Genomic DNA, 17,323 nt, shown 5'->3' on the forward strand with positions numbered 1-17,323 from the left:
ATGATTCCATTTAACGCACCACCCGTCGTGGGAACGGAACTCGACTATATGCAGTCTGCCATGGGCAGCGGCAAACTTTGCGGCGACGGCGGTTTTACCCGTCGCTGCCAGCAGTGGATGGAGCAGCGTTTTCACAGCGCCAAAGTGCTGCTGACGCCATCCTGTACGGCCTCCCTGGAGATGGCCGCACTGCTGCTGGACATCCAGCCCGGCGATGAAGTGATCATGCCGAGTTATACCTTTGTCTCTACGGCGAACGCGTTTGTCCTGCGCGGGGCGAAAATTGTCTTTGTGGATATCCGTCCGGATACCATGAACATCGACGAAACGCTGATTGAAGCGGCGATCACCGACAAAACGCGCGCGATTGTGCCGGTTCATTATGCGGGCGTGGCGTGCGAAATGGACACGATTATGGCGATCGCCAAAAAGCACAACCTGTTCGTGGTGGAAGACGCCGCGCAGGGCGTGATGTCCACCTACAAAGGGCGCGCGCTGGGCACGATCGGCCACATCGGCTGCTTTAGCTTCCACGAAACCAAAAACTACACCGCAGGCGGTGAGGGTGGGGCGACGCTGATTAACGACCGCGCGCTGGTGGAGCGTGCCGAGGTGATCCGCGAAAAAGGCACCAACCGCAGCCAGTTCTTCCGTGGTCAGGTCGACAAGTACACCTGGCGCGATATCGGCTCAAGTTACCTGATGGCCGATCTGCAGGCCGCATATCTTTGGGCGCAGCTGGAGGCGGCGGAGCGTATTAATCTGCAGCGCCTGTCCCTGTGGCAAACCTACTACGACGCGCTGGAGCCGCTGGCGAAAGCCGGGCGTATTGAACTGCCGACGATCCCGGCAGACTGCGTCCACAACGCCCATATGTTTTACATCAAGCTGCGCGATAACGACGATCGCAGCAGCCTGATTGCCTGGCTGAAAGAGGCTGAAATTCTGGCGGTATTCCACTACATTCCGCTGCACTCCAGCCCGGCTGGAGAAGCGTTTGGCGTATTCGCGGGCGAAGACCGTTACACCACCAAAGAGAGCGAGCGTTTGCTCCGCCTGCCTCTGTTCTACAACCTCGCACCCGTTAATCAACGCACGGTGATCAATACCCTTCTGAGTTATTTCGGCTGATATGTCTCTGGCAAAAGCATCGGTGTGGACGGCTGCGTCCACGCTTGTAAAAATTGGTGCCGGATTGCTGGTCGTCAAGTTGCTGGCTGTCTCATTCGGCCCGTCGGGCGTCGGGCTGGCGGGCAATTTCCGCCAGCTGGTCACGGTACTCGGCGTGTTGGCCGGGGCGGGAATATTTAACGGCGTCACCAAATACGTGGCTCAGCATCATGATGATGCCGAAAAACTGCGCACGGTTGTGGGAACGTCCTCGGCCATGGTCCTGGGATTTTCCACGCTGCTGGCCGTTGTGTTTTTACTGGCGGCGGCACCGATTAGCCAGGGGCTGTTTGGACACACGCAGTTTCAGGGGCTGGTTCGCCTGGTCGCGCTGGTTCAGATGGGGATTGCCTGGGCCAACCTGCTGCTGGCATTGATGAAGGGCTTCCGTGATGCGGCGGGCAATGCGCTGGCGCTGATCCTGGGAAGCGTCATCGGTGTGATTGCCTATTATTTCTGCTATCGTCTGGGTGGCTATGAGGGCGCACTGCTGGGGCTGGCGCTCGTGCCTGCTCTGGTTGTCGTTCCGGCGGCGTTTATGCTGATGCGCAGAGGGGTCATCCCGCTACGTTACCTGAAACCGCAGTGGGACAAGATGCTGGCGGGGCAGTTAGGCAAATTTACCCTGATGGCGCTCATCACTTCGGTGACGCTTCCGGTGGCCTACGTCATGATGCGAAACCTGCTGGCTGCGCATTACAGTTGGGATGAAGTCGGGATTTGGCAGGGCGTGAGCAGCATTTCCGATGCCTACCTCCAATTTATAACGGCTTCCTTTAGCGTCTATTTGCTGCCAACCTTATCGCGGCTGACCGTAAAAAAGGATATTACCCGCGAGATTTTCCGTTCATTGCGTTTTGTGCTCCCCGCCGTGGCGGCCGCCAGCTTTACCGTCTGGCTATTACGTGATGTCGCCATCTGGCTGCTCTTCTCGGCAAAGTTTATCGCCATGCGCGATCTGTTCGCCTGGCAGCTGGTAGGCGATGTGTTGAAAGTCGGCGCTTACGTTTTCGGTTATCTGGTGATTGCGAAAGCCTCGCTGCGGTTGTATATCCTGGCGGAGATTAGTCAGTTTGCGCTGCTGACGGCGTTCTCTCACTGGCTGATCCCTTCGCACGGTGCGCTGGGGGCTGCTCAGGCCTATATGGCAACTTATATCGTTTATTTCGCTGCCTGTTGCGGCGTATTTTTACTTTGGCGTAAACGCGCATGACTGCACTGATTCACATCCTGGGGTCGGACATCCCACATCATAACCAGACCGTACTGCGGTTCTTCAACGATGAGCTGGCGTCGGGCAATCCTGATGCGCGCGAGTTTATGGTTGCAGGTCAGGACAATGGCCTGGGCGCGGCGTGTCCGGCGCTTAACATCACCTTCTGGCCAGATAAAGCCGCGCTGGCGAAAGCGGTCATCGCGAAGGCAAAAGCCGATCGTGAACAACGCTTCTTCTTCCATGGGCAGTTCAATACGGGCCTGTGGATGGCTCTGCTGAGCGGCGGGATAAAGCCTTCCCAGTGTAGCTGGCATATCTGGGGCGCCGATCTCTATGAAGTGTCGCGTGGCTGGAAGTTCCGCCTTTTCTATCCTCTGCGCCGTATGGCTCAGGGGCGCGTGGGCTGCGTGTTCGCGACCCGTGGCGATCTTAACTACTTTGCTGAACGGCATCCGAACGTGCGCGGTGAGCTGCTCTATTTCCCGACCCGCATGAACCCGGCGCTGAACAATATGGCGAACGATACGCTGCGCGAGGGCAAACTGACGATTCTGGTGGGGAACTCCGGGGATCGCAGTAACGAACATGTTGCGGCGCTCCGGGCGGTGCATCAGCAGTTTGGCGATACGGTGAACGTGGTAGTGCCAATGGGCTACCCGGCGAATAACGACGCCTACATCGCTGAGGTCCGTCAGCAGGCGCTGGCGTTATTCAGCGCTGAGCATGTGAATATTCTGCAGGATAAGCTGGAATTTGATGACTATCTCGCGCTCCTGAGACAGTGCGACCTGGGTTATTTTATCTTTGCCCGTCAGCAGGGGATTGGTACCTTATGTCTGCTTATCCAGGCAGGCGTTCCATGCGTGCTGAACCGCGAAAACCCGTTCTGGCAGGATATGACCGAGCAGCATATTCCGGTATTGTTTACCTCGGACACGCTGAACATCGATATCGTGCGGGAAGCGCAGCGTCAGCTGGCGCTGGTGGATAAAAATAGCATCGACTTCTTTAGCCCGAACTACCTCACGCCGTGGCACCGCGCGCTGCGTATCGCTTCAGGAGACAACGCATGAGCCAGTTGCAATTTAGCGGCTTGTTGGTGGTTTGGCTGCTGAGCACGCTGTTTATCGCCACGCTCACCTGGTTTGAGTTTCGTCGCGTGCGCTTTAACTTCAACGTCTTCTTCTCGCTGCTGTTTTTGCTGACCTTTTATTTCGGCTTCCCGCTGACCAGTATTCTGGTTTTCCGTTTTGATGTGGCCGTTGCCCCGCCGGAAATTTTGCTGCAGGCGCTGCTCTCCGCAACCTGCTTCTACGCCGTCTACTACATCACCTATAAAACGCGCCTGCGCTCAGCGACAGCGTCCGCGCCACGGCGACCAATTTTCACCATGAACCGGGTGGAGACGCACCTTACGTGGGTGATGCTGATGACCATCGCGCTGGTCAGCGTCGGCATTTTCTTCATGCATAACGGCTTCCTGCTGTTTAAGCTCCAGTCCTACAGCCAGATTTTCTCTGCTGAAGTGTCAGGTGTGGCGCTCAAGCGTTTCTTCTACTTTTTCATTCCGGCGATGCTGGTGGTCTTTTTCCTGCGCCAGGACAGCAAGGCGTGGCTGTTTTTCCTCGTGAGTACCGTCGCCTTCGGCATCCTGACCTACATGATTGTGGGTGGGACGCGCGCTAACATTATTATCGCCTTCGCCATCTTCCTGTTTATCGGCATCATTCGCGGGTGGATCTCCCTGTGGATGCTGGCAGCGGCAGGCGTATTTGGCATTGTGGGAATGTTCTGGCTGGCGCTGAAGCGCTATGGGTTAAACGTTGCCGGTGACGAAGCGTTTTACACCTTCCTCTACCTCACGCGTGACACCTTCTCGCCGTGGGAAAACCTGGCATTGCTGCTGCAAAACTACGACAAGATCGACTTCCAGGGATTAGCGCCGATTGCCCGCGACTTCTACGTCTTTATTCCGACCTGGCTTTGGCCGGACCGTCCGGGCGTGGTGCTCAATACGGCGAACTACTTTACCTGGGAAGTGCTGAACAACCATTCTGGCCTGGCGATTTCGCCAACGCTGATTGGCTCGCTGGTCGTGATGGGCGGCGCGTGGTTTATCCTGCCTGGCGCGATTGCGGTTGGGCTGATCATTAAATGGTTCGACTGGCTTTACACGCTCGGTAACGAAGAGACCAACCGCTACAAGGCGGCTATTTTGCACAGTTTCTGCTTTGGTGCCATTTTCAATATGATTGTTCTGGCACGCGAGGGGCTGGATTCGTTCGTCTCGCGCGTGGTGTTCTTCATGGTCGTTTTCGGTGTGTGTCTGGTGCTGGCAAAACTGTTGTACTGGCTGTTTGACAGCGCAGGGCTTGTCCACCGACGCGAGCATCAGGGCAGCACAACGCTGTCGCAAGTCTGAGTAGGGATTGTAATGACTGACACAACCTCTGCGCCGCGCTATGCGCTGCGCGGTCTACAGCTTATAGGCTGGCGTGATATGCAACACGCGCTGGATTTTCTGTTCTCGGACGGGCAGATGAAATCGGGCACGCTGGTGGCCATCAATGCGGAAAAAATGCTCGCGGTTGAAGATAACGCGGAAGTGAAAGACCTGATTACCGCCGCCGAATTCAAGTACGCAGACGGCATCAGCGTCGTGCGCTCTATCCGCAAAAAGTATCCTGGCGCTAATGTTTCACGCGTGGCGGGGGCTGACCTCTGGGAGCAGCTCATGGCGCGCGCGGGAGCGGAAGGCACGCCGGTCTTCCTGATCGGCGGTAAGCCGGAGGTGCTGGCCCAGACGGAGCAGAAGCTGCGTAGCCAGTGGAATGTTAACATTGTGGGTAGCCAGGACGGCTATTTTAAACCTGAGGATCGGCAGGCGCTGTTTGAACGCGTGCGCGACAGCGGGGCGAAAATTGTTACCGTGGCGATGGGCTCGCCGCGTCAGGAGATCCTGATGCGCGATTGCCGTCTGGTCTGCCCGGATGCGCTGTACATGGGCGTTGGTGGCACCTACGACGTCTTTACCGGCCACGTTAAGCGCGCACCGAAAGTCTGGCAAAACCTCGGCCTGGAGTGGCTGTATCGTCTGTTATCACAACCGACGCGTATCAAACGGCAGATCCGTCTGCTGCGCTATCTCGCCTGGCACTACACCGGTAAAATGTGATCAAAATGTAGCGCGATATGCTGTTCGCGCTGCAACTCCCCTGCAATACTGCTGCTAATCTGTGCAATGCATTCATTTTTTTAATGCATCGTTTGCCATTTAGCAGAATTTAAGAAACCATTCGCACCGTATTTTAGTTCCCCTAAAAAACAATAACCGGCTTAAGCCGGTAAACAGCAGACACAACCGAGGATTTATGGCAGAGAAAAAACCGGAGCTACAGCGTGGGCTGGAAGCTCGACACATTGAATTGATAGCGCTGGGCGGCACTATCGGCGTTGGCCTGTTCATGGGCTCCGCAAGTACGCTCAAATGGGCGGGTCCTTCCGTATTACTGGCGTACATCATCGCCGGGCTGTTCGTTTTCTTCATCATGCGTTCAATGGGCGAAATGCTCTTCCTGGAGCCGGTCACTGGCTCCTTCGCCGTTTACGCGCACCGCTATATGAGCCCGTTCTTTGGCTACCTTACGGCCTGGTCGTACTGGTTTATGTGGATGGCCGTGGGCATCTCGGAAATCACGGCGATAGGGGTCTACGTGCAGTTCTGGTTCCCGGACATGGTCCAGTGGATACCTGCGCTCATTGCTGTGGGGCTGGTGGCGCTGGCTAACCTGGCTGCCGTGCGCCTCTACGGTGAGATCGAGTTCTGGTTTGCGATGATCAAAGTCACCACCATTATCGTGATGATTGTCGTGGGTCTCGGGGTTATTTTCTTTGGCTTCGGCAACGGCGGGCACGCGATTGGCTTCGGCAACCTGACCGAGAACGGTGGCTTCTTCGCGGGTGGCTGGAAGGGCTTCCTGACGGCGCTCTGTATCGTTGTCGCCTCTTATCAGGGCGTTGAGCTGATCGGTATTACTGCCGGTGAAGCGAAAAACCCGCAGGTCACGCTGCGTAGCGCGGTGGGCAAAGTGCTGTGGCGTATCCTGATTTTCTATGTGGGCGCAATTTTCGTTATCGTGACTATCTTCCCGTGGAACGAAATCGGCACCACCGGCAGCCCGTTTGTCTTAACCTTCGCGAAGATTGGTATTACGGCGGCGGCAGGGATTATTAACTTCGTGGTGCTGACGGCTGCGCTCTCTGGCTGCAACAGCGGGATGTACAGCTGTGGCCGCATGCTCTACGCGCTTTCTAAAAACAACCAACTGCCTGCGGCGATGGGGAAAGTGTCCCGTGCGGGCGTGCCGGTTATGGGCGTGGCAGTATCGATAGTGATCCTGCTGATTGGTTCATGTCTGAATTACATCATCCCGAATCCGCAGCGCGTGTTCGTTTACGTTTATAGCGCCAGCGTGCTGCCGGGCATGGTTCCGTGGTTTGTGATCCTGATTAGCCAGCTGCGTTTCCGTCATGCGCATAAAAAAGCGATCGCCAGCCATCCGTTCCGCTCCATTTTGTTCCCGTACGCGAACTATTTGACGATGGCGTTCCTGATTTGCGTATTAATTGGGATGTACTTTAATGAAGATACCCGCATGTCGCTGTTTGTCGGGATGATCTTCCTGGCTGCCGTCACAGCGGCATATAAGCTTTTTGGCCTGGGTCGCCGCGCCACCACGCATAAAGTGGAGGAATAAGCGGCAAAATGTGCAAACCATAACCAAACGCGCATTTTTTTCAAAAAAGCACTAGACAGCGGGGACGGAGGTACGTAATATCCAGCCCCGCAACGGCGCTAAGCGCCCGTAGCTCAGCTGGATAGAGCGCTGCCCTCCGGAGGCAGAGGTCTCAGGTTCGAATCCTGTCGGGCGCACCATTAACCCGGTGCTAGAGCTGCGGTGGTCTGAGAAGTAGTCAGTACCGCGTGAAAGAATACAGTGGTGGCTATAGCTCAGTTGGTAGAGCCCTGGATTGTGATTCCAGTTGTCGTGGGTTCGAATCCCATTAGCCACCCCATTATTTGAAAGAGTTGTGAATTGCGAAGGTGGCGGAATTGGTAGACGCGCTAGCTTCAGGTGTTAGTGTCCTTTGGATGTGGGGGTTCGAGTCCCCCCCCTCGCACCACGACTTTTTAAATGAATTGAACTAAAAATTCAAAAAAGCAGTACATCGGCGAGTAGCGCAGCTTGGTAGCGCAACTGGTTTGGGACCAGTGGGTCGGAGGTTCGAATCCTCTCTCGCCGACCAATTTTGAACCCCGCTTCGGCGGGGTTTTTTGTTTTCTGCGGTTTTCATCCCTGTCGTTATTCCCCAACAACACACTTCTCCATTGTCGCGATTTGGCGACACGCAATGCCTTGAAAATAAACAATTTAATATTTCGGTGGCTTTATTGTCTCTTGCCGACGACAGGTTGAATCTCTTATCGGTACATTATCGGGCTTCAGGCGGTTCTTAACAGCAGAATTTCGTTTTATCTTAGAATGTTGCGCAATGTAAAAGTTCTGCGTGTAAACTTGGCATGTAACGTGCAATAATATGCGTGTAGATGCTCATTCCATCTCTTATGCTCGCCTTAGTGCCTCATAAACTCAGGAATGACGCAGAGCCGTTTACGGTGCTTATCGTCCACTGACAGATGTCGCTTCGGCCTCATCAAACACCATGGACACAACGTTGAGTGAAGCACCAAATATGTTGTCTTACAGACCTGTTTTAACGCCTGCTTTTATAGCAGGCGTTTTTTTATGCCTTAATCACTGAAACGCCTCAGTACCAGCGTAACGAAAAGCAGCGCGGTGCCAGAGACCATATACAGCGCCTCAACTGCCCCAAATGCTGTCGCTACCATCGCTGCGAGGCCAGTAAAGAGGGAAGCGCTAAGCGTTTGCCAGCGCCAGGCTTTACTGCTTGCTGACGAAATCTGGGCCATCTGAAAGTTACTAAGCACCCCAAACGTACCTGCCGCAAACACAATATTCGACGCCAGATGTGCAATGAAGATCATTCCCAGCGCGGGCACAACCCAGCCGGATAACAGCGGAAGCACCCCATAAGCAGCCAGAAAGAGAGCAAGGTAGCCCATCAGCAGGAGAGGTTGGGTTGCGACGCGCGTCAGACTGTCTCTCTTGAGCAACATTGGACCGCAAAGCTGCCCCATGCTCCTGGCGAAAAGCAGGGGCAGCGCGAGACCTGCCGCATTCTCAGGCTGTATCTCCTGCGCCAGGGCGGGCAGTAACGCCATAGCGGGTGAGCCTACGGCAGCCAGCGCTGGCAGCAGGAGCAAACAGCGTTTTTGCCGCTGGGTTAGCCTCTGCCAACGTAGCGCGACGAGTGCGTGAGCGTCGGTGGAAGAGGGTTTTATCCGTGCCGCAAACACTCGCCTCGCCAGCAGGAGCATCAAGAGCGATCCCAGAAAACTGGCGGCATCGATTGCCAGCAAATCGACGACCGGCATTTTCTGAAAAAGCACGACGCCAAGTCCGGTACCCAAAAGGACTTGAGAAGCAAATATAAGATTCTCCAGAACGGTTGCGGCAGGCAGCTCGGCATCACTGAGGCCGCGTTTGAACAGCAGCGTTAGCGCAGGCCAGCCGATCCCACTCAATAATGCTTCAGCGGATTGCATGGCAAGCAGGGCGGGTATGCTGTGATAATGCACGCCGAGAAAGGGAAAGATCAGGGCGAGCAATCCCAGTACCTCAGTCAGAATCAGCAAAGACAACGGGGAAAATCGAGAGCACAATTTTTCGCCGATCATACTGCCGAGGAATCCCGGCACCGTGGCAAAAAGAAAAGCGAGCGTCAGCAGCACCGGTGGTGCTGCCCACTGCAGCAGTAAGCCGAAAACAACAACCTGGGTCAAACCATTCCCCAGTGAAGAGAAGATAAACGCGCAGGCAAGCAGGCGCAGCCAGCGGTGGCAGCGCAGCGCTTCAATAAGCGCATACAAAAGCGAATTCATGACGATTTCCTTTCAAAAACGTTTTACTCCACGCTGCAAAATGCGCGTGTGCGAAAAAGGGGTTAATGAAAAGCGATCGTTACATTGGCGGGTTCGTTTCCTGCGGAAGATGCAATGAATGTAGCAGGAGAGTGAAGATAAAAAAAGGAGGCCTAAAGGCCTCCATTTCAATTACGGCTGGTTACCGTTATTTTGCAACGTCAACAGCAATCCGTCACGCCGCATGGCGGCGGCCTCTTCCGGCTTATGCTGCTTATCCAGTGAATCCGCAAGCCAGGCGTAGTCAAACGCGTCCGGACGCTGTTTCAGCGCCGCGCGGAAGGCGAGACTCGCCTCCTGCCATTCGCCGTGCTTCATCAGCGACTGACCGAGCGTGCTCCACAGCAGCGGGCGGTCGCCCACGGTTTTGATCTGCTGGCGCAGCACTTTTTCGATCTGCTCAGGATTATTGGTTTTCAGGCGCGGGATCACCATTACCAGGCGGTCGTCGTACTGGCGCTTCAGACCGTCGAGGAGGATCTCCTGCGCAGTGTCATGATCGTCACATTCAATCAGATGTTCCGCCATCGCCACCTGCAGTGGAACCTGCTGACGCGTTTTACGGCTCTGATTCTTCCACCAGGTTTTCAGACCGTCGCTGCCCAGGTCGGCACGCGCCTGATCCATCAGCCCAATCCACGCCATCCGCTGCAGTTCGTCACGATGTTCATCGTCACCGACGTCTGCTTTTGCCATCGACGGAATGATGTCCAGCAGCGAACCCCAGGCACCGGTACGGATGTAGGCCTGTTCAGCAAGGCGCAGCACTTCGGGATGGCGTGGGGTGATTTCCAGCAGTCGGTCAACGCCGTGGCGCGCCGCATGGTTTTCGTTCCGCGCCAGCTGCAGGCGAACGCGAGTGATCTCCACCGGAATCGGATCTTTAGGCGAAAGTTCGGACGCGCGCTCAAGATGTTGATTAGCACGGGCTTCATCGCCGCGCTGCTGTGCCGCTTCAGCGGCCAGCAGATAGTTCACCACCGGCTGTTCTGCGTGATCGGCATTCTTCGACATCAGCTTTTCTACCTGCTGATAATCGCCTTCGGCCAGTTTCAGCAGCGCTTGTTCTGTTTGCTTACGGGCACGACGGCGCTTACGGCCAACGAACCAGCCGCGGGTATGCGCCCCGGTGCGGAAAATACGGCGCAGGATCCATTCCACAGCAAGCAGCGCCACCACACCGAGGACCAGGATAATCACTAAGCCGGTAACGCTGGTTTCAATGTTGTAGTTATCTGTCTGGATCAGCACATAGCCTTGATGGCCCGCGAGCATCGGCCCCAGGACGATCCCGGCGATCAGCAGGATAAAGAGTAAGAGGACTTTAAGCATCATTACTCTCCTTGTGGCGCGCTTTCAGGCGCTGGCGCGGCGGCCGGTGCTTCAGCCGTGCCTTCCGCCGGAACGCCGGGCTGGGCCAGCAGGTTACGCACGCGCGTCTGCATCAGCTTCTCCAGAATCGGCTGGCTTTCCAGCTTATCCGGCACGTTCATGGTGATGTTTTGCTGGCTCAGCTTATCAATGTCTTCCAGGAAGGCAGTGGTCGTCGCGTCATCAGTGTTGTAATACGCACGCACCCACGTCGAGACGTTATCCAGCGCCTGCTTGTAGGTCTCTTCCTGATGACGCGGTACGGCCTGTGCCGCAACCAGCAGGCGGGAGCGGATGTTTTCGCGCAGATAGATATCCTGGTTCGGTGCTAACAGCGGTACGGCGGTTTCATCGCGGCGGCGGATGGTGATGAAGCTGTCCATAAAGTTCTGCCAGCTTTTTTGCAGGTTTATGCGCCATTCGCTCAGGGAGCTGGAAAGCTCGGTACCGTCGGAATCCATCGGGGAGTCGTCGTCGTTGTTATCCGCCAGCTGCAGGTTATCAATCTGGTTCGAAAGCTGGTTCACCTTGAGGATAATGCCGTCGTAATCCACCTGCGACACCGCAGACAGGCTGGCGATATCTTCGGTAATGGCGCGGCGCGCGGCGATCAGGCTTGGGTCGTTCATGTCTGCCAGGCTCGCGTCGGCGCTTTTCAGCAGCGCGGCGGCAGTGGTAACGTCCTGATCGCTCCAGAGCTTACGTCCGGCCAGTTTCACCAGAAAATCGGCCTGTGAGAGCAGCCAGGTTTTGGCATCGGTACCGGAAATCGTGGCGACTTTCTCCTGCACTTCACTCAGCTGTTTGGTCAGCTCTTCCTGTTTGCTGTTCGCATCGGCAAGCGCGGCGGCCTGCTGTTTTATCACGCCTTCCAGCTCGGTTTTCTGCGTCTCCTGCGCTTTTTGCAGGGCGGTAATTTGATTGACCAGCGCATCGCTGGTGGCCGTCTGGTTAGAGCCTTGCTGCTTAACAAGACCGTACAGGCCAACGCCTGCCGCCAGGGCAATGGCGATGGCAATTGCGCTCAGCGCGAGGCTGGTTTTGTTGCTGCCGTTTTTCTTCTCAGCGGTTTTCTCTGTCGTCTCTGGCTGTGGGGTTGTGTCCACAGTCTCCCTGGTCTCTTCAACCACGGCGGAGGATTTTTCGTGTTCCGTCATTATGGCTTCCCATTTGAGAGTTATTGTAATGCGCGCAGCAGCGCATCGTTGTCGGCGTTATCAGCGATCCGAATATCTTGCCAGCCCAGTTCCCGGGCGTGGTTCGCCAGACGCTCACTGACGACCAGAAGCCGACAGTGGAGTAACCAGTTCTCACGATACCATTGTGGAATAAGCGACCATAGCTGCTGCAGCATTTCACCGCTGGTTACGACCAGGGTATCGATGCCGCGCATATGCCAGCGCATTGCCTCTTCCGCGCCATCGTAGTGTTTCGCACAACGCTGATAGCATTCGCAGAACGTGACGTTGGCCCCGCGATCCCGCAGCGTTTCACCCAACAATTCACGTCCACCGTTACCGCGTAAAATGAGCGCACGTTTTCCGGCAATAGTTTGTAATTCAGGTAATTGTAGCAAGACTTCGCTGATTTCCCGATCTAATGGGTAGCGAACGTCTGTTCCGCTCACGGTATGTAAGGCCAGTGCGGTTGTTCGCCCGATAGCGAAATAGCGGGGAGCAGTTGGCCACTCTCTCCCTGCTTGTTGCAACTGCGCATGGGCAAATTCCACGGCATGTTGCGACAGCGCGAAGAGCAGGTCGCCTTCCTGCAGGGCATTCATCTCGTCGACGAGCATGGACAGCTCCCGACCGGGGGAGAATTCAATCAGCGGAAAACTCCAGGCCACCTGCCCCAGTGCGCGCAGACGGCTCACTAATTGCTCTCCTGCGGGAGAAGGGCGGGTGACGAGAATACTCATGCAGGGGGTTCTCCATTATAAACGTCAGCCAGAATTTCGCGGGCACCGTTATCCAGTAACTCTTCGGCCAGCGACACGCCAAGCTGCTCGGCATCTTGCGCCTTACCGCGACGTTCGCCGCGTACCATCTGTGAACCGTCCGGCGCGCCAACCAGCGCACGCAGCCACAGCTCACCGTCGGTTAATTCAGCATAGCTGCCAATTGGCACCTGACAGCCGCCTTCGAGGCGAGTGTTCATGGCGCGCTCGGCTTTTACGCGGATGGCGGTCTCGTCATGGTTCAGCGGTGCAAGCAGCTCGCGCGTGCGCACATCGTCAAGACGGCACTCAATGCCCACCGCACCCTGGCCCACGGCCGGTAGCGACAGCTCTGGCGGCAATGCGACGCGAATGCGTGATTCCAGTCCCAGGCGCTTCAAGCCGGCAACGGCGAGGATAATGGCATCGTAGTCGCCGTTATCCAGTTTGCCCAGACGCGTACCCACATTTCCGCGCAGCGAGCGAATCACCAGGTCCGGGCGGCGTTCGGCCAGCTGGCACTGACGGCGTAAACTGGACGTGCCAACCACGCTGCCTTCCGGCAACGCGTCAAGAGAATCATACTGGTTGGAGACAAACGCATCGCGCGGATCTTCACGTTCGCAGATGGTCACGAGCCCCAGCCCTTTCGGGAATTCAACGGGCACATCCTTCATGGAGTGCACGGCGATGTCAGCACGGTTCTCAAGCAAGGCCATTTCCAGCTCTTTGACAAACAAGCCTTTTCCACCGACTTTCGCCAGCGGCGTATCAAGGATCACGTCACCGCGCGTCACCATCGGCACCAGCTCGACGCGCAATCCGGAATGGCAGGCTTCAAGGCGCTGCTTCACATAATGTGCCTGCCAGAGCGCAAGAGGGCTTTGGCGTGTGGCAATTCTCAAAACATTGTCTAACATGCTTGTTACCGTCATTATCAATCGCTAACCATCCTAACATTGTTGACTCTGGGATGGCAGTTTTACGGTTGATGAAGGGTGAGAGGGACAAGGCGGCGTATTCGTCTGCCGTAGCCGTATTCAGGAATTTACACGTACAGAACGGTGCTACACTTGTATGTAGCGCATCTTTCTTTACGGTCAACCGGCAAGGTGTTAAATTGATCACGTTTTAGACCATTTTTTCGTCGGTACCACCATAATGATAAGGGCGAAAGAAGGGTAACGGTTATCTTTTTGAAATACTGCGGGCTCGCTGTTATTCGTGTTTTGAATAGCTTACGACACCCGGAAACATCAGGCGATACGTCTTGTACCTCTATATTGAGACTCTGAAACAGAGACTGGATGCCATAAATCAACTGCGCGTGGATCGCGCGCTTGCTGCCATGGGCCCTGCTTTCCAGCAGGTATACAGTCTGCTGCCGACATTATTGCACTATCACCATCCGCTGATGCCGGGCTACCTCGATGGTAACGTTCCCCAGGGCATTTGCCTTTTCACGCCTGATGAAACCCAACAGCACTATCTGAACGAGCTGGAACTCTACCGCGGCATGCCGCCTCAGGTTTCTCCGAAAGGTGAACTGCCAATCACTGGCGTTTACTCAATGGGGAGCACCTCATCGGTAGGGCAAAGCTGTTCTTCTGACCTGGATATCTGGGTCTGCCATCAATCCTGGCTCGATAACGAAGAGCGCCAGCTGCTGCAGCGTAAATGCAGCCTGCTGGAGAGCTGGGCGGCGTCGCTCGGCGTGGAAGTGAGCTTCTTCCTGATTGATGAAAACCGTTTCCGCCATAACGAAAGCGGCAGTCTCGGTGGTGAAGACTGCGGCTCGACTCAGCACATCTTATTGCTGGATGAGTTCTACCGTACCGCCGTTCGCCTCGCCGGGAAGCGTATTCTGTGGAATATGGTGCCGTGCGATGAAGAAGAGCATTACGACGATTACGTCATGTCGCTCTATTCTCAGGGCGTACTGACGCCAAACGAATGGCTGGATCTGGGGGGCCTCAGCTCTCTGTCCGCCGAAGAGTACTTTGGCGCGAGCCTCTGGCAGCTTTATAAGAGCATCGACTCACCGTACAAAGCGGTGCTGAAAACGCTGCTGCTGGAAGCCTATTCCTGGGAATACCCTACGCCGCGCCTGCTGGCGAAAGACATCAAACAGCGTCTGCACGACGGGGAGATTGTCTCCTACGGGCTTGATGCCTACTGCATGATGCTGGAACGCGTTACCGAATACCTGAAAGCCATTGATGACACCACGCGTCTCGATCTGGTGCGTCGATGTTTCTATCTCAAAGTCTGTGAAAAACTGAGCCGCGAACGCGCCTGCGTGGGCTGGCGTCGTGAAGTGGTCAGTCAGTTAGTCAAAGAGTGGGGATGGGACGAAGCGCGTCTGTCCATGCTCGACAACCGCGCCAACTGGAAGATCGATCAGGTGCGTGAAGCGCACAACGAACTGCTCGATGCAATGATGCAAAGCTACCGTAATCTGATCCGCTTCGCGCGCCGTAACAACCTCAGCGTTTCCGCCAGCCCGCAGGACATCGGGGTATTGACCCGCAAGCTGTACGCCGCGTTTGAAGCGCTGCCGGGTAAAGTCACCCTGGTGAACCCGCAGATTTCACCTGACCTGTCAGAGCCGAACCTGACCTTTATCTTTGTGCCACCGGGCCGCGCAAACCGCACTGGGTGGTATCTGTACAACCGTGCCCCAAGCATGGATTCGATCATCAGCCATCAGCCGCTGGAGTATAACCGCTATCTGAACAAGCTGGTGGCCTGGGCCTGGTTTAACGGCCTGCTGACCTCGCGCACGCGCCTGTTTATCAAAGGCAACGAGGTGGTTGATTTAGCCAAGCTGCAGGAGATGGTCGCTGACGTTTCGCACCACTTCCCGCTGCGTCTGCCTGCGCCAACGCCAAAAGCGCTCTACAGCCCGTGCGAGATTCGCCATCTGGCGATTATCGTCAATCTGGAGTACGACCCGACGGCGGCCTTCCGCAATCAGGTGGTCCATTTTGACTTCCGCAAGCTGGACGTCTTCAGCTTTGGCGAGCAGCAAAACTGCCTGGTGGGCAGCGTAGACCTGCTGTACCGCAACTCGTGGAATGAAGTACGTACCCTGCACTTCAACGGCGAGCAGGCGATGATCGAAGCGCTGAAAACCATTCTTGGCAAGATGCACCAGGACGCCGCACCGCCGGACAGCGTCGAAGTGTTCTGCTACAGCCAGCACCTGCGCGGTTTGATTCGTACCCGCGTGCAGCAGCTGGTCTCTGAGTGCATCGAACTGCGTCTTTCCAGCACCCGTCACGAAACCGGGCGCTTTAAAGCGCTGCGCGTCTCCGGCCAGACCTGGGGGCTGTTCTTCGAGCGCCTGAACGTGTCAGTACAGAAGCTGGAAAATGCCATCGAGTTCTACGGCGCGATTTCACACAACAAGCTGCATGGCCTGTCGGTGCAGGTTGAAACCAACCACGTTAAGCTGCCGCAGGTGGTGGATGGTTTTGCAAGCGAAGGGATTATTCAGTTCTTCTTCGAAGAGTCAGGTGAGGATGCCGGTTTCAATATCTACATCCTTGATGAGACTAACCGCGCCGAGGTGTATCACCACTGTGAAGGCAGTAAAGAGGAGCTGGTGCGCGATGTCAGCCGCTTCTATTCCTCTTCGCACGACCGTTTTACCTACGGCTCAAGCTTCATTAACTTCAACCTGCCGCAGTTCTATCAGATTGTGAACGTCGATGGTCGTACGCAGGTGATCCCGTTCCGGACCCAGGCCGTAACGCCTGCCGCGCCGGCGAATCAGGATACCGCGCCGCTGTTGCAGCAGTATTTCTCCTGAGCCTTTTCGCCGGGTGGCGCTAACGCTTACCCGGCCTACGGTCCGAGTCGCTGTAGCCGCCACCCGGCAACAAAACTACCTGAAACTCACTTTCTCACCCGCCTGCGCGGTCGCTGCCTGTTCCAGCAGATCCCAGAACTGTACGCCGCTACGGTCGCACACCCACTCATCACCCTTCAGATCGAAGTGATAGCCGCCCTGTTTGGCCGCCAGCCACACCTGGTGAAGCGGCTCCTGGCGGTTAATAATAATTTTGCTGCCGTTTTCAAAGCTTAAGGTCAGGATACCGCCGTTGATTTCACAATCGATATCGCTGTCGCCGTCCCAGTCGTCCAGGCGCTCTTCGATGGTCATCCACAGGGTGTCGGCAAGGCGATGGAATTCACTGTCATTCATGGTTTTGTTCCTGTTTTTCGTGATGGCGGCAGTATAACGCTAAATAATTCCCGTTGCAGGAAAGCGGCAAACTCTTGCTTTTGTGTCTTCTCCTGCGATGATAGAAACAGATTTGAACTTACGAGCAACTTGATAATGAAAAACGTCTTCCGAACACTTGCCGTTCTCATCACGCTGTTTAGCCTGACGGGTTGTGGACTGAAAGGACCGCTGTACTTCCCGCCAGAGGATAAAAACGCACCGCCGCCAACGAAACCGGTGCAAAGCGGCATTGATTCGACTACGCCAGATACTAACGATCGCGGCGATAACGGTGGCCCGACTCAGGTTAATCTCTGACAGATTACGTTCTGTACC

General features: G+C 55.8%; 14 protein-coding genes and 4 tRNA genes. 12 read left to right on the forward strand and 6 right to left on the reverse strand.

Features of this window, described 5'->3' with window-relative positions:
* The 10 genes from rffA (at position 1) to KW829_RS19640 (ending at position 7,693) form a co-directional block, all read left to right on the forward strand.
* Entirely contained in the window at positions 1-1,131 is a 1,131-nt protein-coding gene (gene rffA / locus KW829_RS19595; RefSeq protein WP_042717731.1) for a dTDP-4-amino-4,6-dideoxygalactose transaminase, read from the forward strand.
* A gap of 1 nt (position 1,132) precedes the next feature.
* Complete coding sequence (gene wzxE / locus KW829_RS19600) at positions 1,133-2,383, forward strand: lipid III flippase WzxE (protein ID WP_218308877.1); 1,251 nt, start codon at positions 1,133-1,135, stop codon at positions 2,381-2,383.
* The gene (locus KW829_RS19605; protein WP_218308878.1) at positions 2,380-3,459 is read left to right on the forward strand and encodes a TDP-N-acetylfucosamine:lipid II N-acetylfucosaminyltransferase; all 1,080 of its coding nucleotides are present in this window, start codon (positions 2,380-2,382) and stop codon (positions 3,457-3,459) included. The genes wzxE and KW829_RS19605 overlap by 4 nt, the downstream gene beginning before the upstream one ends.
* A complete protein-coding gene (gene wzyE / locus KW829_RS19610) occupies positions 3,456-4,808 on the forward strand; it encodes an ECA oligosaccharide polymerase (RefSeq protein ID WP_218308879.1) in 1,353 nt (450 codons plus the stop codon). Before KW829_RS19605 ends, wzyE begins: the two co-directional genes overlap by 4 nt.
* 12 nt (positions 4,809-4,820) lie before the next feature.
* Complete coding sequence (gene wecG, locus KW829_RS19615; protein ID WP_100167451.1) at positions 4,821-5,561, forward strand: lipopolysaccharide N-acetylmannosaminouronosyltransferase; 741 nt, start codon at positions 4,821-4,823, stop codon at positions 5,559-5,561.
* Positions 5,562-5,757: 196 nt separating this feature from the next.
* Positions 5,758-7,143: an amino acid permease gene (locus KW829_RS19620; protein WP_010426333.1), complete on the forward strand. Its 1,386-nt coding sequence runs from the start codon at positions 5,758-5,760 to the stop codon at positions 7,141-7,143.
* Positions 7,144-7,245: 102 nt separating this feature from the next.
* Positions 7,246-7,322, forward strand: a tRNA-Arg gene (locus tag KW829_RS19625).
* 64 nt (positions 7,323-7,386) lie between these two features.
* Positions 7,387-7,462: transfer RNA gene (locus KW829_RS19630), tRNA-His, on the forward strand.
* 22 nt (positions 7,463-7,484) lie between these two features.
* Positions 7,485-7,570, forward strand: a tRNA-Leu gene (locus KW829_RS19635).
* Positions 7,571-7,616: 46 nt separating this feature from the next.
* Positions 7,617-7,693: transfer RNA gene (locus KW829_RS19640), tRNA-Pro, on the forward strand.
* A gap of 505 nt (positions 7,694-8,198) precedes the next feature.
* Here the strand turns inward: KW829_RS19640 and KW829_RS19645 are convergent.
* From KW829_RS19645 to hemC, 5 genes are all read right to left on the reverse strand, one after another.
* Positions 8,199-9,410 (reverse strand): MFS transporter, encoded by a 1,212-nt coding sequence (locus KW829_RS19645; RefSeq protein WP_218308880.1) that lies wholly within the window; start codon positions 9,408-9,410, stop codon positions 8,199-8,201.
* Between the two features lie 171 nt (positions 9,411-9,581).
* Positions 9,582-10,781, reverse strand: a complete 1,200-nt coding sequence (gene hemY / locus KW829_RS19650) for a protoheme IX biogenesis protein HemY (protein ID WP_089598255.1) — start codon at positions 10,779-10,781, stop codon at positions 9,582-9,584.
* Between the two features lie 2 nt (positions 10,782-10,783).
* The gene (gene hemX / locus KW829_RS19655) at positions 10,784-11,977 is read right to left on the reverse strand and encodes a uroporphyrinogen-III C-methyltransferase (RefSeq protein ID WP_218308882.1); all 1,194 of its coding nucleotides are present in this window, start codon (positions 11,975-11,977) and stop codon (positions 10,784-10,786) included.
* 20 nt (positions 11,978-11,997) lie between these two features.
* Entirely contained in the window at positions 11,998-12,738 is a 741-nt protein-coding gene (hemD, locus tag KW829_RS19660; RefSeq protein ID WP_218308883.1) for a uroporphyrinogen-III synthase, read from the reverse strand.
* The gene (hemC, locus tag KW829_RS19665) at positions 12,735-13,676 is read right to left on the reverse strand and encodes a hydroxymethylbilane synthase (protein ID WP_010426323.1); all 942 of its coding nucleotides are present in this window, start codon (positions 13,674-13,676) and stop codon (positions 12,735-12,737) included. Before hemC ends, hemD begins: the two co-directional genes overlap by 4 nt.
* A gap of 350 nt (positions 13,677-14,026) precedes the next feature.
* On the opposite strand from hemC, the gene cyaA reads away from it, so the two are divergent.
* On the forward strand, positions 14,027-16,570 hold the full coding sequence (gene cyaA / locus KW829_RS19670; RefSeq protein WP_172701478.1) for a class I adenylate cyclase: 2,544 nt from the start codon (positions 14,027-14,029) through the stop codon (positions 16,568-16,570).
* Positions 16,571-16,645: 75 nt separating this feature from the next.
* On the opposite strand, the gene cyaY is transcribed toward cyaA, so the two are convergent.
* Positions 16,646-16,966 carry an iron donor protein CyaY gene (gene cyaY / locus KW829_RS19675; protein ID WP_172701479.1) on the reverse strand — a complete coding sequence of 107 codons (321 nt, stop codon included), beginning with the start codon at positions 16,964-16,966 and terminating at the stop codon, positions 16,646-16,648.
* A 135-nt stretch (positions 16,967-17,101) separates the two neighbouring features.
* Here cyaY and KW829_RS19680 point away from each other — a divergent pair, with 135 nt between their 5' ends.
* Positions 17,102-17,305 (forward strand): lipoprotein, encoded by a 204-nt coding sequence (locus KW829_RS19680; protein WP_172701480.1) that lies wholly within the window; start codon positions 17,102-17,104, stop codon positions 17,303-17,305.
* The last annotated feature ends 18 nt before the right edge of the window (positions 17,306-17,323 follow it).

Origin of the sequence: Enterobacter sp. ENT02 (assembly GCF_019219165.1) — a bacterium.
Classification (GTDB): domain Bacteria; phylum Pseudomonadota; class Gammaproteobacteria; order Enterobacterales; family Enterobacteriaceae; genus Enterobacter; species Enterobacter mori.